Origin of the sequence: Pseudomonas sp. NFR16, assembly GCF_900108875.1 — a bacterium.
In the GTDB taxonomy this organism is placed as follows: Bacteria; Pseudomonadota; Gammaproteobacteria; order Pseudomonadales; family Pseudomonadaceae; genus Aquipseudomonas.
In genome coordinates this window covers 520,370-543,864 of record NZ_FNYJ01000003.1, presented here as the reverse complement: position 1 = coordinate 543,864, position 23,495 = coordinate 520,370, and the positions used below count along the sequence as shown (strand labels likewise).

General features: G+C 60.9%; 19 protein-coding genes. 12 read left to right on the top strand and 7 right to left on the bottom strand.

Annotated elements, in window-relative coordinates; translation table 11 throughout:
- Window positions 1–123 precede the first annotated feature (123 nt).
- From mnmC to BMZ10_RS15355, 8 genes are all read left to right on the top strand, one after another.
- On the top strand, window positions 124–2,100 hold the full coding sequence (gene mnmC, locus BMZ10_RS15390) for a bifunctional tRNA (5-methylaminomethyl-2-thiouridine)(34)-methyltransferase MnmC2/FAD-dependent 5-carboxymethylaminomethyl-2-thiouridine(34) oxidoreductase MnmC1 (RefSeq protein WP_093463846.1): 1,977 nt from the start codon (window positions 124–126) through the stop codon (window positions 2,098–2,100).
- Between the two features lie 398 nt (window positions 2,101–2,498).
- Window positions 2,499–3,167 (top strand): ABC transporter ATP-binding protein, encoded by a 669-nt coding sequence (locus tag BMZ10_RS15385; RefSeq protein WP_093463843.1) that lies wholly within the window; start codon window positions 2,499–2,501, stop codon window positions 3,165–3,167.
- A gap of 1 nt (window position 3,168) precedes the next feature.
- A complete protein-coding gene (locus tag BMZ10_RS15380; RefSeq protein WP_093463840.1) occupies window positions 3,169–5,649 on the top strand; it encodes an ABC transporter permease in 2,481 nt (826 codons plus the stop codon).
- Window positions 5,639–6,727, top strand: coding sequence for a lipocalin-like domain-containing protein (locus BMZ10_RS15375; protein ID WP_093463837.1), 1,089 nt, complete (start codon window positions 5,639–5,641; stop codon window positions 6,725–6,727). The genes BMZ10_RS15380 and BMZ10_RS15375 overlap by 11 nt, the downstream gene beginning before the upstream one ends.
- A 397-nt stretch (window positions 6,728–7,124) precedes the next feature.
- A complete protein-coding gene (locus BMZ10_RS15370) occupies window positions 7,125–8,897 on the top strand; it encodes an N-acetylglutaminylglutamine amidotransferase (RefSeq protein ID WP_093463834.1) in 1,773 nt (590 codons plus the stop codon).
- A gap of 3 nt (window positions 8,898–8,900) precedes the next feature.
- Entirely contained in the window at window positions 8,901–10,649 is a 1,749-nt protein-coding gene (gene ngg, locus BMZ10_RS15365) for an N-acetylglutaminylglutamine synthetase (RefSeq protein ID WP_093463831.1), read from the top strand.
- Window positions 10,650–10,752: 103 nt separating this feature from the next.
- Window positions 10,753–11,937, top strand: coding sequence for an osmoprotectant NAGGN system M42 family peptidase (locus BMZ10_RS15360; RefSeq protein ID WP_093463828.1), 1,185 nt, complete (start codon window positions 10,753–10,755; stop codon window positions 11,935–11,937).
- 146 nt (window positions 11,938–12,083) lie between these two features.
- Window positions 12,084–12,314, top strand: coding sequence for a YheU family protein (locus tag BMZ10_RS15355; protein WP_093463826.1), 231 nt, complete (start codon window positions 12,084–12,086; stop codon window positions 12,312–12,314).
- A gap of 10 nt (window positions 12,315–12,324) precedes the next feature.
- Here BMZ10_RS15355 and csrA read toward each other — a convergent pair whose 3' ends face one another.
- The 3 genes from csrA to BMZ10_RS15340 all read right to left on the bottom strand — a co-directional run bounded on the left by csrA (window position 12,325) and on the right by BMZ10_RS15340 (window position 13,948).
- Window positions 12,325–12,522 carry a carbon storage regulator CsrA gene (csrA, locus tag BMZ10_RS15350; RefSeq protein ID WP_093464186.1) on the bottom strand — a complete coding sequence of 66 codons (198 nt, stop codon included), beginning with the start codon at window positions 12,520–12,522 and terminating at the stop codon, window positions 12,325–12,327.
- A gap of 206 nt (window positions 12,523–12,728) precedes the next feature.
- Entirely contained in the window at window positions 12,729–13,064 is a 336-nt protein-coding gene (locus BMZ10_RS15345) for a YnfA family protein (protein ID WP_093463823.1), read from the bottom strand.
- Between the two features lie 68 nt (window positions 13,065–13,132).
- Window positions 13,133–13,948: an SDR family oxidoreductase gene (locus BMZ10_RS15340; protein WP_093463820.1), complete on the bottom strand. Its 816-nt coding sequence runs from the start codon at window positions 13,946–13,948 to the stop codon at window positions 13,133–13,135.
- Window positions 13,949–14,463: 515 nt separating this feature from the next.
- Here BMZ10_RS15340 and BMZ10_RS15335 point away from each other — a divergent pair.
- Window positions 14,464–14,622, top strand: a complete 159-nt coding sequence (locus tag BMZ10_RS15335) for a DUF3309 family protein (RefSeq protein ID WP_092410703.1) — start codon at window positions 14,464–14,466, stop codon at window positions 14,620–14,622.
- A 231-nt stretch (window positions 14,623–14,853) separates the two neighbouring features.
- On the opposite strand, the gene BMZ10_RS15330 is transcribed toward BMZ10_RS15335, so the two are convergent.
- The 3 genes from BMZ10_RS15330 to BMZ10_RS15320 all read right to left on the bottom strand — a co-directional run bounded on the left by BMZ10_RS15330 (window position 14,854) and on the right by BMZ10_RS15320 (window position 17,964).
- Window positions 14,854–16,512, bottom strand: coding sequence for a cation acetate symporter (locus BMZ10_RS15330; RefSeq protein ID WP_093463816.1), 1,659 nt, complete (start codon window positions 16,510–16,512; stop codon window positions 14,854–14,856).
- Window positions 16,509–16,820: a DUF485 domain-containing protein gene (locus tag BMZ10_RS15325; RefSeq protein ID WP_093463813.1), complete on the bottom strand. Its 312-nt coding sequence runs from the start codon at window positions 16,818–16,820 to the stop codon at window positions 16,509–16,511. The genes BMZ10_RS15330 and BMZ10_RS15325 overlap by 4 nt, the downstream gene beginning before the upstream one ends.
- Before the next feature lie 286 nt (window positions 16,821–17,106).
- The gene (locus BMZ10_RS15320) at window positions 17,107–17,964 is read right to left on the bottom strand and encodes a glycine betaine ABC transporter substrate-binding protein (protein WP_093463810.1); all 858 of its coding nucleotides are present in this window, start codon (window positions 17,962–17,964) and stop codon (window positions 17,107–17,109) included.
- Window positions 17,965–18,466: 502 nt separating this feature from the next.
- On the opposite strand from BMZ10_RS15320, the gene BMZ10_RS15315 reads away from it, so the two are divergent.
- Window positions 18,467–20,071, top strand: coding sequence for a glycoside hydrolase family 17 protein (locus BMZ10_RS15315; protein WP_093463807.1), 1,605 nt, complete (start codon window positions 18,467–18,469; stop codon window positions 20,069–20,071).
- Window positions 20,072–20,712: 641 nt separating this feature from the next.
- On the opposite strand, the gene BMZ10_RS15310 is transcribed toward BMZ10_RS15315, so the two are convergent.
- Window positions 20,713–21,072, bottom strand: coding sequence for a hypothetical protein (locus BMZ10_RS15310; RefSeq protein ID WP_093464184.1), 360 nt, complete (start codon window positions 21,070–21,072; stop codon window positions 20,713–20,715).
- Window positions 21,073–21,309: 237 nt separating this feature from the next.
- Between BMZ10_RS15310 and BMZ10_RS15305 the strand changes: the two genes are divergently transcribed.
- Both BMZ10_RS15305 and BMZ10_RS15300 read left to right on the top strand, forming a co-directional pair.
- The gene (locus BMZ10_RS15305; RefSeq protein ID WP_093463804.1) at window positions 21,310–22,608 is read left to right on the top strand and encodes a serine/threonine protein kinase; all 1,299 of its coding nucleotides are present in this window, start codon (window positions 21,310–21,312) and stop codon (window positions 22,606–22,608) included.
- On the top strand, window positions 22,601–23,404 hold the full coding sequence (locus BMZ10_RS15300) for an MlaA family lipoprotein (RefSeq protein WP_093463801.1): 804 nt from the start codon (window positions 22,601–22,603) through the stop codon (window positions 23,402–23,404). The genes BMZ10_RS15305 and BMZ10_RS15300 overlap by 8 nt, the downstream gene beginning before the upstream one ends.
- Window positions 23,405–23,495: the final 91 nt, after the last annotated feature.

Sequence of the window (23,495 nt, the reverse complement as noted above, 5' to 3'; positions counted from 1 at the left end):
TGAGCGTTGAACGTAATCAGGATTCACGCGGGCGCTGGCATACATAGTTATTCATTTCGTCGCGCTGTCTGCATTCACCGGGCGCTGGGGTAAAATCGCCGCCTTGCCTACCCCGAGCCGAACATGACCACCATTGACCACGCCCAGATTGACTGGGACGAGAACGGCAACCCCCATTCGAGGGTGTTTTGCGACGTGTACTTCTCCACCGAGTCAGGCCTGGACGAAACCCGCCATGTGTTTCTGACGCAGAACGCGCTGCACGAGCGCTTCGCTGCGCTGCCTGACGGCGGTCGTCTGGTGATCGGTGAGACCGGCTTCGGCACCGGCCTGAACTTCCTCTGCGCCTGGCAGCTGTTTGCTGCGCAGGCTCACGCGGGGGCGCGTCTGCACTTTGTCAGCGTCGAGAAATACCCGCTCAGCCGTGACGATCTGCAACGGGCCTTGCAGCTGTGGCCTGAACTCAAGCCCTTCGCCGACCAATTGTTGACGCAGTACGTGGCGATTCACGAGGGCTTCCAGCGTCTGGTGTTCGAAGGTGGCCGGGTGACCCTGACGCTGTTGATCGGCGACGCGCTGGACATGCTGCCGCAGCTGGACGGCGAGATCGACGCATGGTTTCTGGACGGCTTCGCGCCTTCGAAAAATCCTGAAATGTGGACCCCGGAGCTGTTTGCCGAACTGGCGCGTCTGGCCGCTCCCGGCGCGACCATCGGGACGTTTACCAGTACCGGCTGGGTGCGCCGCGCGTTGAACGCTGCCGGCTTCAAGATGAAACGCGTGCCCGGTATCGGCCACAAATGGGAAGTGCTCAAGGGCAGCTTCATCGGCTGGCCCGAGGACACGCCCGCCCCGCCTCGCGCCAGGCCCTGGTTCGCGCGGCCGGTCCGGCATGGCGATGAACGCAGGGCGCTGGTGATTGGCGCCGGGCTGGCCGGTTGCGCGACCGCCGCAAGCCTGGCCGCGCGCGGCTGGCAGGTCCAGTTGCTGGAGCGTCATCAGAGCGTTGCAGCCGAAGCTTCGGGCAACCCGCAAGGCGTGCTGTATCTGAAATTGTCGGCCCATGGCACCGCGCTCTCGCAGTTGATTCTCAGCGGCTTCGGCCATACGCGTCGCCTGCTGGAGCGGTTGCAGCGGGGCGTCGACTGGGATGACTGCGGCGTGCTGCAACTGGCATTCGATGAAAAGGAACACGAACGTCAGGCACAACTGGCCCAGGCATTTACCCCTGACTTGCTGCAGGTGCTCGAGCAATCGGACGCTGAAACGAAAGCCGGTATTGCCCTGACAAGCGGCGGCCTGTTCTATCCGCAAGGAGGCTGGGTGCATCCGCCTGCGTTATGCCGCTATCAGGCGCAGCAGCCAGGCGTTGATCTGACCACCCATGGCGAGGCGCTCGAGTTGCGCCGCAAAGGCGAGGTCTGGCAGGCCTGGAATGGCGACCGGCTACTCGCCCAGGCGAAGGTGGTGGTGCTGGCGGGTGCAGCTGAGGTCAAACGATTCCCCGCCAGCGCCGACCTGCCGCTCAAGCGCATTCGCGGGCAGATCACACGACTGCCGGAAACGCCGGCCAGCGCATCGCTGAGCACGGTGGTCTGCGCCGAGGGCTATGTCGCGCCCGCGCGGCTGGGCGAACACACATTGGGGGCAAGCTTCGCGTTCAACAGCGATGACCTGACGCCCAGCACCGCGGAGCATCTGGGCAACCTCGATCTGCTGCGGGAAATTTCCGAGGACCTGACAGACCGGCTGCAGGCCAGCGAAATCCCGGTGGAGGACCTGCAAGGCCGCGCCGCTTTTCGCTGCACCAGCCCGGATTACCTGCCGATCGTCGGACCACTGGCTGACCGCGATGCGTTCTTCCAGGCCTATGCCGTACTGCGCAAAGACGCCCGCCAGGCGCCGTCCATCCAGTGCCCGTGGCTGGACGGGCTTTACATCAACAGCGGCCACGGCTCGCGCGGCCTGATCACCGCGCCGCTGTCCGGCGAGCTGATCGCCGCGTGGCTCGACAACGAGCCCCTGCCCCTGCCCCGCAGCGTGGCCGAAGCCTGCCACCCCAACCGATTCGCACTGCGCAGTCTGATTCGCGGAAAGTAATGATCTGCGTGACACCGATGTGGGAGTGAGCTCGCTTTTGAACAGGCCAGTGTGACTGGTTTTTTTAGTTTGGCTGGTAGAGATGCAGCGGCTGGCAGTCAGTCTTCGCGGGCAAGCACGCTCATACGGGATTTGTGTCTGGCCGAAGAATTCAGAAACGCCCGCGACCTATCTGTAGGCGTGAGCTTGCTCGCGAAGAGACCGGTACATTCGACACAGATGCAGGGGCTGGCAAAGCGTTGCCTCAGTAGGACCGGCTTCAGCCGGGAAGCGGCCGGCGTGGGCACCCGGGGTGGGTGTGCATCGACAGCGGTGCACATGCGTACCTTCCCGCTGTTTACATCTCCCCCGGACAACCCGGTATTCTCCCTCTCATTTCCCCTGTCAGGTGCATGTCGATGCTGCAAGTCCAAGGCGTGTTCAAAAGCTATGCCACGGCGCAGGGCCCGTTGGCGGTATTGCGGGGCGCGGATCTGCAGCTGGAACAGGGTGGCAGCCTGGCGCTGATGGGTGAATCGGGCAGCGGCAAGAGCACGCTGCTGCACCTGGTCGCCGGGCTGGATCAGGTGGACAAGGGCAGCATCGAGATCGCTGGCGAGCGTCTGGATCAGATGAACGAGGCGCAACTGGCGAACTGGAGGCGCACACAGATCGGCCTGGTGTTTCAGCAGTTCAACCTCATCGGCAGCCTCAGGGTCGAGGACAATCTGGCGTTCCAGGCGCGTCTGGCCGGACGCTATCAACCGCACTGGCAAGCAGAGCTTGTCGAACGGCTCGGTCTGGGCGCCTTGCTCAAGCGCTATCCCGAACAACTGTCTGGCGGGCAGCAACAACGTGTCGCCATCGGACGGGCGCTGGCGTCGCGACCGGGCCTGCTGCTGGCCGACGAGCCCACCGGCAATCTCGATGAAGCCACCAGCGATGAAGTCCTGCAATTGCTGCTCGACATCCTCGCGGACAGCCCGACCAGCCTGTTGATGGTGACGCACAGCCCCAGGGTTGCCGCGCGTCTGCAGCGTCAGGCGGTTCTGCATCTGGGACGTCTGCTCCCGGAAGGCGAACGCTGAGATGCCCGTTTTCCATTGGACGCTGAAGGCGCTGCTCAGCCACTGGCGCCGCCATCCCGTGCAGTTTTTCAGCGTGTTGACCGGTCTGTGGCTGGCCACCAGTCTGTTGACCGGCGTGCAGGCACTCAATAGCCAGGCCCGCGAAAGTTACGCCAAGGCCAGCCAACTGATCGGCGGTGAGCCGCAGAAGATTCTGGTGTCGCCCAACGGCGCGAATTTCTCTCAAGAACTGTTTGTCACGCTGCGTCGCGCGGGCTGGCCGGTTTCGCCCGCGCTCAGAGGGCGCGTGACACTCAAGGAAGCGCCCGACGTGCGGCTGACGCTGTTGGGCATCGAGCCAGTGTCGCTGCCCGTCAACACCGCACTGGCCGGCCAGTCGCTGAGCACCGCGCAGATCGTCGATTTTTTCACGCCCCCCGGCGTCACGTGGATTTCTCCCCAGACCCTGTCCGCGCTTGGCCTGCATGAGGGGCAAAGGCCGTTGACCGAATCGGGCCGCGCGTTACCGCCGCTGCACGCGCAGGTGGACATGGCGCCGGGGCTGTTGCTGATGGACATTGGCTTCGCCCAGCAACTGCTGAATCAGCCTGATCAGATTTCGCGGCTCGTGCTGCCCAAGGACTTCGCCGACAACGCACCCGCCCTGCCGGCCGCGTTGAACGGCGAGCTGGTCATTCGTAAAAGTGGCGAAGACAACGACCTGGGCCGCCTGACCGAAAGTTTCCACCTGAACCTGGACGCGCTCGGTTTTCTTTCATTCGTGGTCGGGCTGTTCATCGTCCATGCCGCCATTGGCCTTGCACTGGAGCAGCGTCGCGGACTGCTGAGGAATTTACGTGCCTGCGGCGTCAGTGCCCGAAGCCTGATCGCCAGTCTGATCGTCGAACTGGGCGTGCTGGCCCTGCTCGGCGGCATTGTCGGGGTCATCAGCGGCTATTGGCTGGCGAGTGTGCTGTTGCCCGATGTCGCCGCCAGCCTGCGCGGCCTGTACGGCGCCGAAGTGGCCGGGCATTTGAACCTGAGCGTCTGGTGGTGGCTGAGCGGGCTGGGCGTGAGTCTGCTGGGTGCCTTTCTGGCGGGCGCCAGCAGCCTGCTGCGCGCCGCTCGATTGCCGTTGCTGGCACTGGCGAACGCGCAGACCTGGCACGAAACCCACGCCACCTGGCTCAAGCGTCAGGGCTGGATTGCCGGGGTTTGCGCGCTGATTGCAATGCTCGCCGCACTGTTTGGCAACAGCCTGGCGGCGGGCTTCTTGCTGATGGCCAGCCTGCTGCTCAGCGCGGCATTGGGGCTGCCTGTGCTGCTCAACGGCTTGCTCAATGGTCTGCTCGGAAAAAGCCGCTCCGTCCTGGGCCAGTGGTTTCTCGCAGACTGCCGCCAGCAATTGCCGGCGTTGAGTCTGGCCTTGATGGCGCTGTTGCTGGCAATGGCCGCGAACATCGGCGCAGGCAGCATGACCTCGGGCTTTCGACAGACCTTCACGCACTGGCTGGAGCAACGCCTGAGCGCTGAGCTGTACATTAACCCGCAAAACCCGGCTCAGGCCGCGCCGCTGCAAAAATGGCTGAGCGAGCAACCGCTGACGTCCGCAGTGCTGCCCAACTGGCAGGTTTCGCTGCAACTGCACGGCTGGCCGGCCGAGCTGTATGGCGTGATCGATCACCCGCACTACCGCCAACACTGGCCGTTGCTGGAGTCGGCCGACGGCGATCCCTGGGCGCGACTGGCCAGCGAGGATGCGTTGATGCTCAGCGAACAGCTGGCCCGACGGTTGAAGGTCAGCGTCGGCGACGAGCTCAAGGTGCCTGCGCCGGACGGCGACTGGACGCTGCGCGTGGTGGGCATTTACGCGGACTACGGCAACCCCAAAGGTCACATGCTGGTGAACGCCGACCATTTGCTCAAGCACTGGCCACAACTGACGCCCAACCGTTTCAATCTGCGCATCGATCCGCGGGCGATCCCGCAACTGCTACGCGTGCTGCACAACAAATTCACCATTGACGACAGCCGCATCGTCGATCAGATCCAGCTCAAAGCCTGGTCGCGCCAGGTCTTCGAGCGCACCTTCGCCGCCACCGCCGCCCTCAACAGCCTGACCCTGGGCGTGGCGGGCGTGGCACTGTTCATCAGCCTGCTGACCCAGAGCCAGAGCCGGCTCGGTCAGCTGGCACCACTATGGGCGCTGGGCGTCACACGGCGGCAACTGATGCTACTCAATCTCGCGCAGACCTGGCTGCTGGCGGTGCTGACGCTGGTGCTGGCGATTCCGCTGGGATTGTTGCTGGCCTGGTGCCTGGATGCCGTGATCAATGTGCAGGCGTTCGGCTGGCGGCTGCCCTTGCAGGTGTTCCCGATGCAGCTGTTGCGCCTGATGCTGCTGGCGATGTTCGCCACACTTCTGGCATCGGCGTGGCCGTTGTATCGCCTGTATCGCACTCGCCCTGCCGACCTGCTGAGGACGTTCGCCAATGAAGGTTAAGGCGCTGGCCGTGTTCCTCGTCGGGCTCTTGCTGAGCGCGTGCGACGACAAACCGGCGGAAGAAAAAGGCTTCGCCGGGCTGGCCGACGATGCCGCAAGTTACGCCCGGGTAACGCCAGACAAGCGTTTCGCGTTTCCCGACGATCACGGCGCCCACGACGATTTCCGTATCGAGTGGTGGTACATCACCGCCAACCTGACCGATGCCGACGGACAATCGTTCGGCGTGCAGTGGACGCTGTTTCGCAACGCCCTGCCGCGCGCCAGAGAGGAAAAGGGCGCGACCGTCGGCTGGAGCAATCGCAACCTGTGGATGGGGCACGCTGCGGTGACTTCGGAGGATGAGCATTACGCCACCGAACGCTACGCACGCGGCGGTGTAGAACAGGCCGGGGTGAAGCTGACGCCGTTCAGTGCCTGGATCGACGACTGGTCGCTGACCAGCGATGCCGAACACGCCGATCCACTGGCGGACATGCACCTGCAGGCCGCAGGGCCGCAGTTCAGCTATCGCCTGCACTTGAAGGCCGACAAGCCGCTGGTGCTGCAGGGCAAGCAGGGTTTCAGTCAGAAATCCAAGGAAGGTCAGGCCTCGTATTACTACAGCCAGCCGTTCTTTCAAGCTGACGGCAGCCTCGAGATCGACGGCAAAACGTATCAGGTCAGCGGGCCTGCCTGGCTGGACCGCGAATGGAGCAGCCAGCCACTGACCGCCGATCAGACGGGCTGGGACTGGTTTTCCCTTCACCTGAACAATGGCGCCGAGGTGATGCTCTACCGAATGCGCAATAAAAACGGCGAGCCGTACCTTACCGGAACCTGGATCAACCGCGACGGCAGTACCGAAATGCTCGCGCCCGGCGACATCGGACTCGAGCCCGAAGACACCACCGAGGTGGAAGGCCGCGACATGCCCACCCGTTGGTCGGTAAAAATCCCCGGCAAGGGCATCGATATCTCGGTCGAGGCGCTCAACCCCAAGGCCTGGATGAACCTGCAGATCCCCTACTGGGAGGGCCCGGTACAGGTGAGCGGAAGTCACGACGGCGTCGGGTATCTGGAGATGACAGGCTATTGAGCTTCAGAGGGTGCACGCATGCCCTGCGGAAGTAGGCTTGCTCGGGGCCGCCATTGGACGAAGATTGAGTTCCCACCACTGCATCTCCGCAGCCTGCGCCGGCCTTTTCCCGGCTGAAGCCGGTCCTACGGACGTCCGGCAGATGTTGAAAGCTGTTCGTAGGACCGGCTTTAGCCGGGAAGGCGTCGGGTGCAACGCCGTTGATCGAAGGCTGGGTTAAAAGCCGCCGGCTCATTCTCACAATAAGCCGCACGCCTTGCCGGATGTGGCCTATGACGCAGTCCTCGCCTTGCGCTTATAACCGATCGTTCTAAAACTCTGGCAAATCCTGCCGGTCAGTCTTTGGGTAGCCGGACTCCCCGTCTACGCTCCCCAACGGAAAACCGGTAAGGATAATATGTGCGGATTAGCTGGTGAATTACGTTTCGACAACCAACCTGCGGACCTCGCCGCGGTAGAACGCATCACCCATCATCTGGCGCCTCGTGGCCCGGATGCGTGGGGCTTTCATAGCCAGGGGCCGATTGCCCTGGGCCACCGCCGATTGAAAATCATGGACCTGTCTGACGGCTCTGCGCAGCCGATGATCGACAGCCATCTGGGCCTGTCACTGGCCTTCAACGGTGCGATCTACAACTTCCCCGAACTGCGTGCCGAGCTTGAAAGCTTGGGCTATCAATTCCATTCCGGTGGCGACACCGAAGTGCTGCTCAAGGGCTATCACGCCTGGGGCGCAGACCTGCTGCCCAAGCTCAACGGCATGTTTGCCTTCGCCATCTGGGAGCGCGACAACAATAGCCTGTTCATCGCCCGCGACCGTCTGGGCGTCAAGCCGCTGTACCTGTCGCGCACCGACAAGCGCCTGCGCTTCGCATCGGCATTGCCCGCCTTGCTCAAAGGCGGCGACATCAACCCGATGCTCGATCCGGTGGCGCTCAATCACTACCTGAATTTCCACGCGGTGGTGCCGGCCCCGCGCACCCTGCTGGCGGGCGTCGAAAAGGTGCCGCCTGCGAGCTGGATGCGCTTCAGCGCCGACGGCAAGGTCGAGCAGAAAGTCTGGTGGACGCTGCCTTACGGCCCGCGCGCCGACGAAGCCAATCTGACCCTCGAAGACTGGCGCGACCGCGTTCTGGACAGCACCCGCGAAGCGGTCGCGATTCGTCAACGTGCGGCCGTCGACGTCGGCGTGCTGCTGTCGGGCGGCGTAGATTCGAGCATGCTGGTCGGCCTGCTGCGCGAAGTCGGTGTGAAAGACCTGTCGACCTTTTCCATCGGTTTTCAGGACGCCGGGGGCGAGCGTGGCGACGAATTCCAGTATTCGGACCTGATCGCGAAGCACTACGGCACCCGCCACCATCAGCTGCGGATCAAGGAAAGCGAAATCATCGAGCAGCTGCCGGCTGCGTTTCGCGCCATGAGCGAGCCGATGGTGAGCCACGACTGCATCGCGTTTTATCTGCTGTCCCGCGAAGTCGCCAAGCATTGCAAAGTGGTGCAAAGCGGCCAGGGTGCGGACGAGCTGTTCGCCGGTTATCACTGGTACCCGCAAGTCGATGGCGCGGCCGATCCTTATGCCGCTTACCGCGATGCCTTCTTCGATCGCAGCTACGACGAGTACGCGCAGACGGTTGCTCCGCAATGGCTGACGGCCAACGACGCCGCTGGTGATTTCGTCCGCGAGCACTTCGCGATGCCGGGCGCCGATGCGGCGGTCGATAAAGCGTTGCGTCTGGACAGCACCGTGATGCTGGTGGACGACCCGGTCAAACGCGTCGACAACATGACCATGGCCTGGGGCCTGGAAGCGCGCACGCCGTTCCTGGATTACCGGCTGGTTGAACTGTCGGCCCGCATTCCTGCGCGGTTCAAGCTGCCCGACGGCGGCAAGCAGGTGCTCAAGGAAGCGGCGCGCCTGGTGATCCCGTCCGAAGTCATCGACCGCAAGAAGGGCTACTTCCCGGTACCGGGTCTCAAGCACCTCGAAGGCGACACGCTGAATTGGGTACGCGACCTCCTGCTCGATCCGAGCCAGGACCGTGGCCTGTTCAACCCGAACATGCTCGACAAGCTGTTGACCGATCCCGATGGTCAATTGACTCCGCTGCGCGGCTCCAAGCTGTGGCAGCTCGCGGCCCTCAATCTGTGGCTCAGCGAACAAGGACTCTGACCGATGAAAGCCAACGCTTCGATCTATAACCAGCGCCTCTTGCGTGGTCAGCCGCCGTCCTACGAGCGCCTGCAGGCACGGCTCGCCGAGGATGGCAGCGCGATGGACGCCGAGCCTCTGGCCCTGCATTGCGGCTGGGGACGCCTGTTGATCGGGCATACCTATCCCGATCCTGCGACGCTGGCAGACGACCTGCTCAATGAAAAGCCCGGGGAGCGCGACATTGCGCTCTATGTGGCAGCGCCCCAGCAAGTGCTGGCACAGTCGCCACAGCAGCTGTTTCTGGACCCCTCCGACACGTTGCGTCTGTGGTTCAGCGACTACCGCCCTGCGCAACGAGTGTTTCGCGGATTTCGCATTCGGCGCGCGCAGAACCAGGACGACTGGACCGCCATCAACAACCTGTACATCGCGCGCGGCATGCTGCCCATCGATCCGAACCTGCTGACGCCTCGCCATCTGGGCGGCCCGGTGTACTGGATCGCCGAGGATGAGAGCACTAATGCGGTCATCGGCAGCGTGATGGGACTCAATCATCAGAAGGCCTTCAACGACCCGGAAAACGGCAGCAGCCTCTGGTGCCTGGCGGTCGACCCGCAATGCACGCGGCCTGGTGTCGGCGAAGTGCTGGTGCGCCATCTGATCGAGCATTTTCAGAGCCGGGGGCTGGCGTATCTGGACCTGTCAGTCCTGCACGACAACCAGCAGGCAAAAAACTTGTACAACAAACTCGGCTTTCGCAACCTGCCGACGTTCGCTATCAAACGTAAAAACGGTATCAACGAGAAACTCTTCCTGGGCCCCGGTCCGCAGGCGGAATTCAACCCTTACGCACGGATCATCGTCGATGAAGCCCACCGTCGCGGCATCGAAGTGCAGGTGGACGATGCCGAGGCAGGCCTGTTCACGCTGATTCATGGCGGGCGCCGAATTCGTTGCCGCGAGTCGTTGAGCGACCTGACCACGGCGGTCAGCATGACGCTTTGTCAGGACAAGCGACTGACGCAGAAAGCGCTCAAAGCCGCAGGTCTTGAAGTACCGGTCCAGCAGATGGCGGGCAATGGCGACGACAACCTTGCGTTCCTCGATGAACACGAGCGGGTGGTGGTCAAGCCGGTGGACGGTGAACAGGGCCAGGGCGTGGCCGTGGATCTGCGCACTATCGATGACGTGCAGGCAGCGGTCGAGCGCGCTCGACAGTTCGACAGCCGTGTGTTGCTGGAAAGCTTCCACGAAGGCCTCGACCTGCGCATTGTCGTCATCGGCTTTGAAGTGGTGGCGGCGGCCATTCGCCGTCCTGCCGAAATCATGGGCGATGGCCGACACACCGTCGGCCAGTTGATCGAAGCCCAGAGCCGCCGACGCGCCGCAGCGACGGGGGGAGAAAGCAAGATCCCGATGGACGACGAAACCCGTCGGACCGTGGAGGATGCCGGCTTCACGTTCGACAGCGTGCTGCCCGCCGATCAGCGGCTGGCGGTCCGTCGCACCGCCAACCTGCACACCGGCGGCTGCCTGGAGGACGTCACCGCAATCCTTCATCCAGTGCTTAAAGATGCGGCTGTCCGCGCCGCCCGCGCCCTCGACATCCCGGTGGTGGGCCTGGACCTGATGGTCCCTGCCGCCGATCAACCGGAATACGTGTTCATCGAAGCCAACGAACGCTGTGGTCTCGCCAATCACGAACCGCAGCCGACCGCCGAACGCTTCGTCGATCTTCTGTTCCCCCATAGCTTGCCTGTGCACGGCTGAATAACAGCAGCGGCAAGCTTCAAGCATCAGCTGCAAGCGAGGTCAGCGCGACCACTTGCGGCTTACAGCTTGAAGCTCGTAGCTGCTCCGATAGGAGCCTCCCATGACCACTGCAAAAATCCTCGAACCGGATCTGAATTACCTGCAGAAAGTCCTGCTGGAAATGCTCGCGATTCCCAGCCCTACGGGCTTTACCGACACCATCGTGCGCTATGTCGCAGAGCGCCTGGAAGAACTCGGCATTCCCTTCGAGCTGACGCGTCGGGGGACGATCCGCGCCACCCTCAAAGGCAAGCAGAGCAGTCCGGACCGGGCCGTTTCCGCTCACCTGGACACCATCGGCGCCAGCGTGCGCGAAGTTAAAGACAACGGCCGGCTGGGCCTGGCACCGGTAGGCTGCTGGTCGAGCCGCTTCGCTGAAGGCAGCCGCGTCAGCGTGTTCACCGACACCGGCGTGATTCGCGGCAGCGTGCTGCCGCTGATGGCGTCGGGGCACGCGTTTAACACCGCCGTCGACACCATGCCCATCAGCTGGGACCACATCGAGTTGCGGCTGGACGCTTACAGCGCCACCCGCGCCGACTGCGAATCGCTGGGCGTCAACATCGGCGACTTCGTGGCGTTCGATCCATTACCTGAGTTCACCGACAGCGGCCACATCAGCGCGCGCCATCTGGACGACAAAGCCGGCGTCGCCGCCCTGCTCGCTGCGCTCAAGGCGATTGTCGACAGTGGCGCGGAACCGATGATCGACTGTCATCCGCTGTTTACCATTACCGAGGAAACCGGCAGCGGGGCGGCGGGCAGCCTGCCGTGGGACGTCAGCGAGTTCGTCGGCATCGACATTGCGCCGGTTGCTCCGGGCCAACACTCCAGCGAACACGCGGTGAGCGTAGCGATGCAGGATTCCGGCGGGCCGTATGACTATCATCTGTCCCGCCACCTGCTGCGCCTGGGGCAGGAAAAAGAGCTCTCGGTGCGGCGCGACCTGTTCCGCTACTACTACAGCGATGCCCACTCGGCGATCACTGCCGGTTACGACACCCGCACGGCGTTGCTGGCCTTCGGCTGTGACGCGACCCACGGTTATGAAAGGACGCACATCGACAGCCTCAACACCTTGAGCCGGCTGCTGACCGCCTACATCATGAGCCCGCCGGTCTTCGCCAGCGATGCGCATCCGTCCAACGCTTCACTGGAAAACTTCAGTCACCAACTGGAGCACGACGCGCAGATGGAAAGCGACACCCGCGTGCCGTCCGTGGACACGTTGATGGGCCAGCGCTGATCGGCCCAGTCGTGGAAGCCCGCTCGCGCAGAGTGGGCTTCCTGCAGTCGGCAACTGGTGTGGGAATCTGACATGGCGGATGTAGCCTCGATTCTCGGACCGCGCTAGCATCGCCGCCATCCGCCCCTGCGCACACCGAGAATTCCATGCTGATCCCTCACGACCAACTCGAAGCCGACACCCTTACGCGACTGATCGAGGATTTTGTCACCCGCGATGGCACGGATAACGGTGATGAAACACCGCTGGAAACCCGGGTCCTGCGCGTCCGCCATGCACTGAGCAAGGGTCAGGCGGTGATTTTTTTTGACCTCGACAGCCAGCAGTGTCAACTGATGCTCAAGCACGACGTACCGAAAGAATATTTCGAGGAGTGAAAACCGTCGTCTACCTGCCGGCCCTCTGCGCCGCCAACTGCTGCAGGCGTGCGGCGATCCGTCGGTAGACCTCGGCACGATGGATCTTTACGTACTGCGGCGCCTCGATACCGAGACGAACCTGATTGCCCGTGATGCCCAGAATCTGCACGGTAATGTCGTCGCCGATGGAGAATGTGTCTCCGATTTCCCTCGTCAATACCAGCATGTTTCCTACTCCCTTGGAGGTCACCAAGTCAGCAGGTTGACCCGCAGGCATCGGTGCATCAATGCGTACAGGACAAATCAGTAACGCCCTTCAACGACTTGCGCACATGGCCGACAGACGATTCCTACAAGAAGCCGCGTCGGCTGGACTCCGTGTGAAACCCGCTTTGCAGACGTCAGATTTTTCCTGGCCCGAACAGGCTCGCGTCAAAGGGTCTGGGTCCAGCGAGGGCCCAGCAGGATGATGGTTGCGCCGATCACACAGAACGCGACGCCAATCCAGTCTGAGCCCAGCGGCCGCGCGCGCTCGATGATCCCCAGCCAGGCAATCGAGGCAATGATGTAGATGCCGCCGTAAGCGGCATAGGCCCGGCCGGCAAACTGAGCTTCCGCACGGGTCAACAGCATGGCGAACAGGGTCAGACTGACCAGCGCAGGCACGATCCAGAGCGCACTTTTGCCCTGTCGCAGCCACATCCAGAAGGCGTAACAGCCAGCAATCTCGAACAGCGCCGCGAGGAAGAACCAGAGGTAGTTGAGCACGGGAATTCTCTACAAAGGTGGCCAGAACGATGCCGGCCACCCTATCAGAAATGGCCGGCTTCAGGCCGTCACGAACTGACCGACCTGGCCTTCGCGCGCATCTTCTCGGCCATGATTGCCATCTCGTCGTACAGCATCTGCGGATTTTTCTGCTTGAGATGCCAGGCCATGCGCCCCTGTTCGTGAGGCAGAATCATGAACTCGCCTTCGGCCACTTGCCGGAAGATGTAATCGGCGATGTCACTGGCGCTGATGGGTGAACTTTCCAGCAGTTTGCCAACCTGGGCTTTCATGGCAGGCGTCGGCCCGCGGAAGGAATCAAGCAGATTGGTCTGAAAGAAGGAAGGACACACGACGTGCACGCCAACCTCCGATTGACGAAGCTCGACCAGCAGGCTTTCCGACAACGCAACCACACCGGCCTTGGCAACGTTGTAATTGCTCATCGCCGGACCCTGCATCAACGCTGCCATCGAGGCGATGTTGATGATCTTGCCCTTGCTCTGCGCGAGCAACGGCAGGAACGCTTTGCAGCCTTTGACGACGCCCATCAGATTAATCGCGATCTGCCAGTCCCAGTCCTCGAGTGAAAGCTCGTCGAAGAAGCCGCCAGAGGCCACACCTGCGTTGTTGACGATAATGTCGATGCCGCCGAACTTCTGCTCGCACGCCTGGGCCAATGCGGTCAACTGGCTGTAGTCCCGCACATCGCAGCGTTGCACGAAGCCTTCCCCACCCGCCTCGCGCACGCCTTTCAACGTCTCTTGCAGCCCGCCGTCAGTGATGTCCGACAGCGCCAGTCGCCAGCCTTCACGCGCCCAGCGCAGCGCGATCTCGCGACCCAGTCCGGACCCGGCGCCAGTGATCATGATGCGATTTTGCATAGCAATTGCCTTGTCGGTTACGAGGGAGTTGGCCTCAGTTTAAACAGACAAATTGTCCGACAACCCCTTCATCAGCTCGCTGAATATGCAATGCAAACCGCCACCCGCCTGAGCAGATTTCACTTCGCCTCATCGGCAACGGCGGGCGAATAAAGACAATAAACAAAAGATGCGACGGTGAGTCGACGTACCAAACCGAGGACGACTGTTAGCTTGCTTGCTATTACGGCAGGTTCAGAACTTTCTGCCGACCCATCCGTCAATCATTAGTTCCGGACTCAAACCGCCTCTTACAAGAGGAGATAAAGCGATTTAACATCATGAGAAGCCAACCAATAAATATTACAAGCCCATAATTTATAAGCCTTTTTTTCTGTTGTTAATTTTTATTTCCTGAAATCAGAACCTTTTGATTATGCCGACAGTCGGATTAATCAGGCAGCACAACATTTCGCCAAGTTGGCAGAATCTTGAACTGCACGGCCATCTACCAAGTACACAAGAAGGAACTCGTCATGGGCATCGGCACAATTCTTATCATCATTCTGATCCTCCTGTTGATCGGCGGTCTTCCCGTCTTCCCACACTCCAGAAGTTGGGGCTACGGTCCGTCGGGTATCATCGGTACGATCCTGGTGATTCTGTTGATTCTGGTGCTGCTCGGCAGGATATGACCTCCTGGCAACCAGTGAAAAAACCCGCCTTCGTGGCGGGTTTTTTTATAGGTAGCAAATAGAAGTCCCTCCACTCTTCTCAAGGCCAGATGCATTCGATGCCAGGAGCAGATTCATCCGCGAAACACCCGCTCGCAGGCGATACATTGAGGGGCCGGCCCCACTTCCGCAGCCGTGAAACCCATAAAAAACCCCGCCGAAGCGGGGTTCATGTAGCGTTGAAACCTCAGATCAGTGAGAAACCGCCCCACTGGCGCCGAGGCCGGTCTGCGAACGCACGAACTGCGGGAAGAACAGGGCTCGCTCGCCCTCGGCCGCTTTCGACTTGTCGGTGATCGAGAAGAACCAGATCCCCACGAACGCGATGATGATCGAGAAGAATGCCGGGTATTCGTACGGGAAGATGGCCTTTTCGTGGTGCAGGATCTGCACCCAGATGGTCGGGCCGAGAATCATCAGCACCACGGCGCTGATAAGCCCCATCCAGCCGCCGATCATGGCGCCGCGGGTGGTCAGGTTCTTCCAGTACATCGAGAGCAGCAGCACAGGGAAGTTGCAGCTGGCTGCGATCGAGAACGCCAGGCCCACCATGAACGCGATGTTCTGACTTTCGAAGGCGATACCCAGCACGATGGCAACGATTGCCAGCGCGACGGTGGTGATCTTCGATACGCGGATTTCATCTTTCTCGTTGGCTTTGCCCGCCTTGATCACACTGGCGTACAGGTCATGGGACACCGCCGATGCACCCGCCAGTGTCAGACCTGCCACCACCGCTAGGATGGTCGCGAACGCCACCGCCGAGATGAAGCCCAGGAACAGACTGCCGCCTACCGCGTTGGCCAGGTGAACCGCCGCCATGTTGTTACCGCCCAACAGAGCGCCCGCTGCATCCTTGAACGCCGGGTTGGTGCTGACCAGCAGGATCGCGCCGAAGCCGATGATGAAGGTCAGGATGTAGAAGTAGCCGATGAAGCCGGTCGCGTAGAGAACCGATTTACGAGCCTCCTTCGCGTCGCTCACAGTGAAGAAGCGCATCAGGATGTGCGGCAGACCGGCGGTGCCGAACATCAGCGCCAGACCGAGAGAGAACGCAGAGATCGGATCTTTCACCAGACCGCCCGGGCTCATGATGGCCTCACCTTTAGGGTGAACCTTCACGGCTTCGGAGAACAGGACGTTGAAGTCGAAGTTGACGTGCTTCATCACCATCAGCGCCATGAACGATGCGCCGGAGAGCAGCAGCACGGCCTTGATGATCTGTACCCAGGTGGTCGCCAGCATGCCGCCGAAGAGCACATACAGGCACATCAGGATACCGACGAGCACGACCGCGACGTTGTAGTCCAGGCCGAACAGCAGCTGGATCAGCTTGCCGGCACCGACCATTTGCGCGATCAGGTAGAACGCCACCACCACCAGCGAACCGCAGGCGGACAGGGTACGGATTTCCTTCTGCTTCAGGCGGTAAGACGCCACGTCAGCGAAGGTGTATTTACCCAGGTTGCGCAGGCGTTCGGCGATCAGGAACAGAATGATCGGCCAGCCGACGAGGAAGCCGATCGAATAGATCAGGCCGTCGTAACCGGAGGCGTACACCAGAGCGGAAATACCCAGGAAGGACGCAGCCGACATGTAGTCACCGGCAATGGCAAGGCCGTTCTGGAAACCGGTGATCTTGCCGCCAGCCGCGTAATAGTCCGCTGCCGACTTGTTCTTCTTGGCCGCCCAGTAGGTCACGCACAACGTGGCGCCGACGAAGATCACGAACATGACGATCGCGGCCACGTTGAGCGGTTGTTTCTGCACAGCGCCAGTCAGGGCATCCGCCGCCCAGAGTGTCGGTGCAAAGGCCGCAAGGCCCAAAGCTGCAAACAGGCGCCTGATCATTGTTGTGCCTCCTTCAGGATCGCGTTGTTCAGCTCATCGAATTCGCCGTTTGCGCGACGAACGTAGATGGCGGTCAACACGAACGCGGAGATGATCAGACCCACGCCGATTGGCATTCCCCAGGTAATGGATGATGTGGCGCTGAGTTTGGCGCCAAGCACTTGAGGCCCGTAAGCGATCAGAAGGATGAAAGCGGAATAGAGCCCAAGCATGATCGCCGAGAGAATCCAGGCGAATCGTTCCCTTTTCGAGACCAGCTCCTTGAAACGGGGGCTGTTCTGAATCGAGAGGTAAATGCTGTCGTTCATTGTTTTTGTCCTCGCAGCACAGATGGATGTCACGTATTGCACTTTAGTCGGCTCTGAGCCGCACTCCAGACGACCTTAGTATTAGAACGACATTAGCTGATGTGCGCGGAGCTGCACTTTCCGTCACCGGCGGAAAACCGGAGGCATGTTTGGCGCAAGTGGCGTATCAGGCAGGCCTGCAGGATTGAAGGTTGAGCGTGCTCCGGTTACGTCAGACAGGCGATAAAAAACCGCCTGGCGATCACTCACCAGGCGGTTCGGGTACAGATTAAATCTTTGTGGCGATTTACTTACCGGTCCACTCTTTTACGCGGTCAGGGTGCTTGGCGACCCAGTCCTTGGCGGCTGCTTCAGGCTTGGCGCCGTCCTGAATGGCGAGCATGACCTCGCCGATCTCGTCCTTGCTGGTCCACTGGAATTTTTTCAGGAAGTCAGCCACGTCCGGCGCTTTCTTGGCCAGGTCCAGGCTGCCGATGTTGTCGACGGTTTCTGCTGCACCGTATACGCCCTTTGGATCTTCCAGGAATTTCAGCTTCCATTTGGCGAACATCCAGTGAGGCACCCAGCCGGTCACGGCAATGGATTCCTTCTTGTTCTCGGCGCGGGTCAGCTCGGCGATCATGCCGGCGCCCGAACTTGCCTGCAGTTTGTAACCGTCCAGGCCGTAGTCTTTGATCGCCTGATCGGTCTTGATCATGACGCCCGAGCCTGCGTCGATACCGACGATTTTTTTCTTGAAAGACTCATCGGTCTTCAAATCAGCCACCGAGTTGGCTTTTACGTACTCCGGCACGATCAGGCCGATTTTCGCGTCCTTGAAGTTCGGACCATAGTCGGTGACCTTGTCCTTGTTCTTGGTCCAGTACTCGCCGTGGGTCACAGGCAGCCAGGCGGACAGCATCATGTCCAGTTTGCCGGTTGCCACGCCCTGCCACATGATCCCGGCAGCGACCGCCTGCAGTTTCACGGGGTAGCCCAGTTTTTCCTTGATCACTTCGGCGGCCACGTTTGTCGTCGCAACGCTGTCGGACCAGCCATCCACATAGCCGATGCTCAGCTCCGGTTTAGTGTCGGCAAGGGCCAGCGTGGAACTGATGGCAAGCGCCAGAGCGGCACCCGCACCCAGGATTTTTCGCATCTTCATCTTTACTTCCCCGGTAGTCCTGAACCCGACGGTCGTCGGGAATCGTTAACGTTTTTTTTGTCCGCGGCCCGCGCCCGCATTTGGCGCATCGCAGGACATTCACGCTTCAACCACTTGCCTGCGCAGCTGCACACGCTGCGTTGACCAGCCGATCATCTGCCCCCACCGACCTTGTGCCTTTCCTGTCAGCGACACTCAAACAGGTGGAAACGACATCACCAGGCCATCAACGACAGACAGGTCGTAAAACGAGGAACAGTCCGTCCGAAAATTGCATGGTTAATCGAATACCCCGCCTGACTCCCTTTCCCAAAAGCGTCGTTATCCCCGCAATGGGCTGCGAGGCAGTGGTTGAAAACAGGCGTTCAGGGTGCGTCAGCGATGACCGCAATCCCAGGTTTCATGGCCGGTTCACGGCGGATCGTGCGACGAGCCTCGCGCCCACAGATGTAACGGCGCCGTCTTGCTAGACTGCGGCCTTCTGCCCCCTCTCGGCTCGATCATGTCCGCCACCTCCCGCTCGCCTGTTGTGCTTTACCTCTTCTCCTGTCTGATCGGGCTGATCGTGATGTGCGGTTACTGGTATGGCCTGGGCCGGCCCGTGGTTCTGCCGGATGCCGCGACGCCAACCCATAAACTGCAATGCGCGTCTTACACGCCCTTCGATAAGGATCAGTCGCCTTTCGATCAGCCATTCACCCTGCGCCCGGCACGCATGGACGCTGACCTTGCCTTGCTGGCGACGCGTTTCGAATGCATCCGCACGTACTCGATGACAGGCCTGGAAGCGATTCCGGAGATCGCCCGCAGACACGGTCTGAAAGTCATGCTCGGGGCGTGGGTGAATGCCAATCCGGTGGACACGGCGAAGGAAATCGCGGCTCTGATCAAGGCAGCCAATGAGGCACCGGACGTTGTCACCTCTGTCATCGTCGGTAACGAAACCCTGTTACGCAAGGAAGTGACGGGCGCTCAACTCGCCCGGCTGATCGGCCAGGTCAAAGCCCAGGTGAAGCAGCCGGTCACCTATGCCGATGTCTGGGAATACTGGCTGCAGTATCCCGAAGTCGCGCCGGCCGTGGATTTCCTGACGATCCATTTGCTGCCGTACTGGGAAGATGACCCCACCGGTATCGATGACGCGCTGGCCCATGTCGCGCAGATCCGTCAGGTGTTCGGTCACACATTTGCGCCCAAGGACATTGTCATAGGCGAGACCGGTTGGCCAAGCGAGGGGCGTCAGCGAGAAACGGCACTGCCGAGCCGGGTCAATGAGGCGAGGTTCATTCGCAGCTTTGTGGCGATGGCTGAACAGAACGGCTGGCATTACAACCTGATCGAAGCCTTCGACCAGCCGTGGAAACGTGAGGCCGAGGGCGCGGTGGGCGGTTACTGGGGGCTGTTCGATGCCGACCGCCAGGAAAAGGGCGTGCTGGCCGGGCCGGTTTCGAACTTGCCGTACTGGCCGCACTGGTTGGCAACAAGTGGCGCGATCAGCCTGCTTGCGCTGTCCATCGCAGGCCCGACTGCCCAGGCCCGCCAGGCGCTGGTGCTGCCGTTGATGGCCGCGTTCGGCGGTTGCTGCATCGCCACGTGGGGCGAACTGGCGCGCGTGAACAGCCGCTTCGTGGGCGAGTACATCTGGGCGGCGGCGCTGGTGGGCCTGAATCTGGTGGTGCTGGTGCATGCCGCGCTGTCCCTGTCGGAAAGAACCGGCTGGCGCGGTCGCGCCTTCAACGCTCTCGAACGCCGCGCGGGCTGGTGGCTGAGCGCGGCAGGTTTCGCTGCGGCAGTGATGATGCTGGCGATGGTGTTCGACCCGCGCTATCGCAGCTTTGCGACGCCAACGCTGTGGTTGCCCGCCCTCTTTTATCTGTTCCGGCCAGTGCGCGCGCCATGCCGGGAGATCGCTCTGCTGGCGTCCATCGTCGGCATCGGCATCGTTCCACAGTTGTTTCGTGAAGGGCTGAGCAATCCACAGGCCTGGGCGTGGGCGGCGGCCAGTGCCGTCATGACCCTGGCGCTGTGGCGCAGTCTGCGGGTCACCCGCACGGTCGCGGTAACCGAAACGCCGCTGTTACCCGATCCAGAGCGTTCGGCGGGATGACGGGGCAAGGAACACATTGTGTTACCGATGGACCGATTCCAAATAAGAATGCGGGTAACACGGAAACAGAATAGCGACGTCGAACGGGGGCTCCCAGGGCCTATCTAGACCAACCCATTGATTCTAAAGGCTTTGCAAAAGTTGGCACGGCACCTGCTATATCTCTGGCATAACAAGAACAAAATGTGAAAACCCAATAAAAATAAGATGAATCGGCTCTGACATAACAAGAACAACGGTACAGAGACGCAGCCAACAGATTTTTTTGGAGTAGATGTGCTTTACAGAGGCCTCACGCCTCACAGCCCGACCGAGAACAATAAAACTACCTTCAGGTAGCGTCCAGAACGGGTTGGATACTTCGCCAAACGAAGGCATCGAAGCAGATCAGCGCTCAAAAAAATACGTTTGCTCTTGTGTCCCGGATGGGGACCACTGAAGACGCTGTAGAGGGACCGGTTGCCAAAAACAACAACAGACCGCCCTACAACAATAAAAAAGAGCACGTGCAACGATTTAAAGGGGAGCCTCGGCTCCCCTTTATGCTGTCTGGCGTTTGGAGTTGCTGCGGTCGAACGCGACCCCGGGCAGATCGCCTGCAAGCAAGGCGCCTGCGCCCTCTCGGCAGAATCAAAAGCGGATCACCGCGCCCGCACCAACCGCAACCCCGCAATCACCACCGCGAACACCGCCAGACTGGCCGTGTACAGCACCAGCGCCAACACGCCCAGCAGCAATCCTACGATGGCCAGCCCGCGGCCGCGGCCTCGCGGAACGAAAAACGCGACCAGCGACACGATCAGCGCGCCCCAGCCGAACACGCCGAAATGGATCAACAGCCCCAGTTTCGCCCGCACAACACATTGCCATTGCGAAGCACCGTCGGCACACAAACCGACCCATCGCACCTCCTCCATCAACCCGTAGCGCAGGCCGTAACTGGCGGCCAGCCAGAGAGCCAGTGCAATAAACGCTAAAAACAGCGGCAAACGATGCGACACGGAACGCTCCTGACGAAAAACGACGCCCAGCATAGCCGCTGGCAGCACGGGATACGTACCGGTATGCATTAAAAGCACATACGCACACGCCATCCGAGCCAGAACGTGTATTGTCGCCTAGGATTTGTACGGGGCAGCGCGGTAAATAATGCAGAATGCCACTACGGCACTTTTCGCACTCCCCCTGTGTCATAGCCTGCGTATCTCAACAGCACTTCTTTCCCAAGGGATTCAGTCATGCTTCGTTTTCTACGCCTCGCCGCCCTCTCCGGCGGCCTGTTTTTGAGTGCGTCCGTGATGGCGGTCGACATCGACCCGTCCAGCTATGGCTTCCCCTTGACCAATCCGTTCGAAGCGACGATCGCCACGACCCCACCGGATTTGCGTGCCAAGGTGCCTGAAGACGCCGACATCGATCAGGACGATTACAGCCTGACGCTGCGCCCCGAGCGCGAGTTCACGCTGCCGGACAACTTCTGGGCCGTTAAAAAACTGCGTTATCGCCTCGCCAGACAGGACCACCCTGCCCCGCTGATCTTCCTTATCGCGGGCACAGGTGCTCCTTACAACAGCACGCTCAACGAATACCTGAAGCGGCTTTATTACGGAGCCGGATACAACGTCGTTCAGCTCTCGTCGCCAACCAGCTACGACTTCATGAGCGCTGCCTCACGCTTTGCCACGCCAGGCGTGACCAAGGAAGACGCTGAGGACTTGTATCGGGTGATGCAGGCGGTGCGTGCCCAGCAGAACAAACTTCAGGTCACCGAGTATTACCTCACCGGTTACAGCCTCGGGGCGCTGGACGCAGCGTTCGTCAGCAAGCTGGACGAGACCCGTCGCAGCTTCAATTTCAAGAAAGTGCTGCTGATCAACCCGCCAGTGAACCTCTACACCTCGATCACCAACCTGGACAAAATGGTTCAGACCGAGGTTAAAGGCATCACCAACAGCACCACATTCTATGAACTGGTGTTGCAGAAACTGACGCGCTACTTCCGCGAGAAAGGCTACATCGACCTCAACGATGCGCTGCTCTATGACTTCCAACAGTCCAAACAGCACTTGTCCAACGAACAGATGGCGATGCTGATCGGCACGTCCTTCCGCTTCTCTGCCGCCGACATCGCGTTCACCTCGGACCTGATCAATCGACGCGGCCTGATTACGCCGCCGAAAACCCCGATCAGCGAAGGCACCAGCCTCACGCCGTTCCTCAAGCGTGCGCTGCAATGCGACTTCGACTGCTACGTCACCGAGCAAGTCATCCCGATGTGGCGTGCGCGCACTGACGGCGGCAGCCTGTTGCAACTGGTCGATCAGGTCAGTCTGTACGCGCTGAAGGATTACCTGAGCACCAGCAAGAAAATCGCCGTGATGCACAACGCCGATGACGTGATCCTCGGCCCTGGCGACCTCGGATTCCTGCGCAAGACCTTTGGCGATCGCTTGACCGTTTATCCCTACGGCGGTCATTGCGGCAACATGAACTATCGCGTCAACAGCGACGCCATGCTGGAGTTTTTCCGTGGCTAAACGTCTATTGCTTATCGCTGCCCTGCTGTGTGCAGGCGTGGCTCATGCCGACGACGCTCCCATCGTCTCCAAGGCCGCGCCGGTGCAACGCGTCGACAATCCGGACGGTTTCACCGAGCCATTGAAGTCGCTGAAATTCAATCCGGGCCTCGACGCCCAGGAGTTCGAGCGCTCCTCGCTCAACGCCCTGAATGTGTACGACCCGCTGGAGTCCTGGAACCGCCGGGTCTACCACTTCAACTACCGCTTCGACGAGTGGGTATTCCTGCCGGTGGTCAACGGCTACAAGTACATCACCCCAAGCTTCGTTCGCACCGGCGTGAGCAACTTCTTCAGCAACCTGGGCGATATCCCCAATCTGGTGAACAGCCTGCTGCAGTTCAAAGGCAAGCGCTCGATGGAAACCACCGGACGCCTGATCATCAACACCACGCTGGGCATCGCCGGGCTGTGGGACCCGGCCACCAAAATGGGCCTGCCCAAGCAGAGCGAAGACTTCGGCCAGACGCTGGGCTTCTACGGCGTGCCTGCCGGCCCGTACTTCGTATTGCCGATCCTGGGGCCGTCCAACTTCCGCGACACCGGTGGTCTGGCGTTCGACTTCACGGCCGAATCGCAGATCAACTTCCTTAACGTAGCGCAGGTCAGTCAGGACCATCCTGAGCTGTACCTGCTGCGCGCGATCGACCGCCGCTACTCCACCAGCTTCCGATACGGCCAGATGGATTCGCCGTTCGAGTACGAGAAGGTGCGGTACGTGTATACCGAAGCGAGGAAGTTGCAGATTTCGGAATAACCCCAGCCCTCTCGTAGGAGCGTGCTTGCACGCGATTGCAGGTTTTTGCGGCACACCGATGCCGACTGACTGAACGCGTTCGCGGGCAAGC

What these genes read in the sequence shown, in the direction of transcription:
- mnmC (WP_093463846.1), top strand. Translation starts at nt 124, where the DNA reads ATGACCACCATTGACCACGCCCAGATTGACTGGGACGAGAACGGCAAC.
- BMZ10_RS15385 (WP_093463843.1), top strand. Translation starts at nt 2,499, where the DNA reads ATGCTGCAAGTCCAAGGCGTGTTCAAAAGCTATGCCACGGCGCAGGGC.
- BMZ10_RS15380 (WP_093463840.1), top strand. Translation starts at nt 3,169, where the DNA reads ATGCCCGTTTTCCATTGGACGCTGAAGGCGCTGCTCAGCCACTGGCGC.
- BMZ10_RS15375 (WP_093463837.1), top strand. Translation starts at nt 5,639, where the DNA reads ATGAAGGTTAAGGCGCTGGCCGTGTTCCTCGTCGGGCTCTTGCTGAGC.
- BMZ10_RS15370 (WP_093463834.1), top strand. Translation starts at nt 7,125, where the DNA reads ATGTGCGGATTAGCTGGTGAATTACGTTTCGACAACCAACCTGCGGAC.
- ngg (WP_093463831.1), top strand. Translation starts at nt 8,901, where the DNA reads ATGAAAGCCAACGCTTCGATCTATAACCAGCGCCTCTTGCGTGGTCAG.
- BMZ10_RS15360 (WP_093463828.1), top strand. Translation starts at nt 10,753, where the DNA reads ATGACCACTGCAAAAATCCTCGAACCGGATCTGAATTACCTGCAGAAA.
- BMZ10_RS15355 (WP_093463826.1), top strand. Translation starts at nt 12,084, where the DNA reads ATGCTGATCCCTCACGACCAACTCGAAGCCGACACCCTTACGCGACTG.
- csrA (WP_093464186.1), bottom strand. Translation starts at nt 12,522, where the DNA reads ATGCTGGTATTGACGAGGGAAATCGGAGACACATTCTCCATCGGCGAC.
- BMZ10_RS15340 (WP_093463820.1), bottom strand. Translation starts at nt 13,948, where the DNA reads ATGCAAAATCGCATCATGATCACTGGCGCCGGGTCCGGACTGGGTCGC.
- BMZ10_RS15335 (WP_092410703.1), top strand. Translation starts at nt 14,464, where the DNA reads ATGGGCATCGGCACAATTCTTATCATCATTCTGATCCTCCTGTTGATC.
- BMZ10_RS15330 (WP_093463816.1), bottom strand. Translation starts at nt 16,512, where the DNA reads ATGATCAGGCGCCTGTTTGCAGCTTTGGGCCTTGCGGCCTTTGCACCG.
- BMZ10_RS15325 (WP_093463813.1), bottom strand. Translation starts at nt 16,820, where the DNA reads ATGAACGACAGCATTTACCTCTCGATTCAGAACAGCCCCCGTTTCAAG.
- BMZ10_RS15320 (WP_093463810.1), bottom strand. Translation starts at nt 17,964, where the DNA reads ATGAAGATGCGAAAAATCCTGGGTGCGGGTGCCGCTCTGGCGCTTGCC.
- BMZ10_RS15315 (WP_093463807.1), top strand. Translation starts at nt 18,467, where the DNA reads ATGTCCGCCACCTCCCGCTCGCCTGTTGTGCTTTACCTCTTCTCCTGT.
- BMZ10_RS15305 (WP_093463804.1), top strand. Translation starts at nt 21,310, where the DNA reads ATGCTTCGTTTTCTACGCCTCGCCGCCCTCTCCGGCGGCCTGTTTTTG.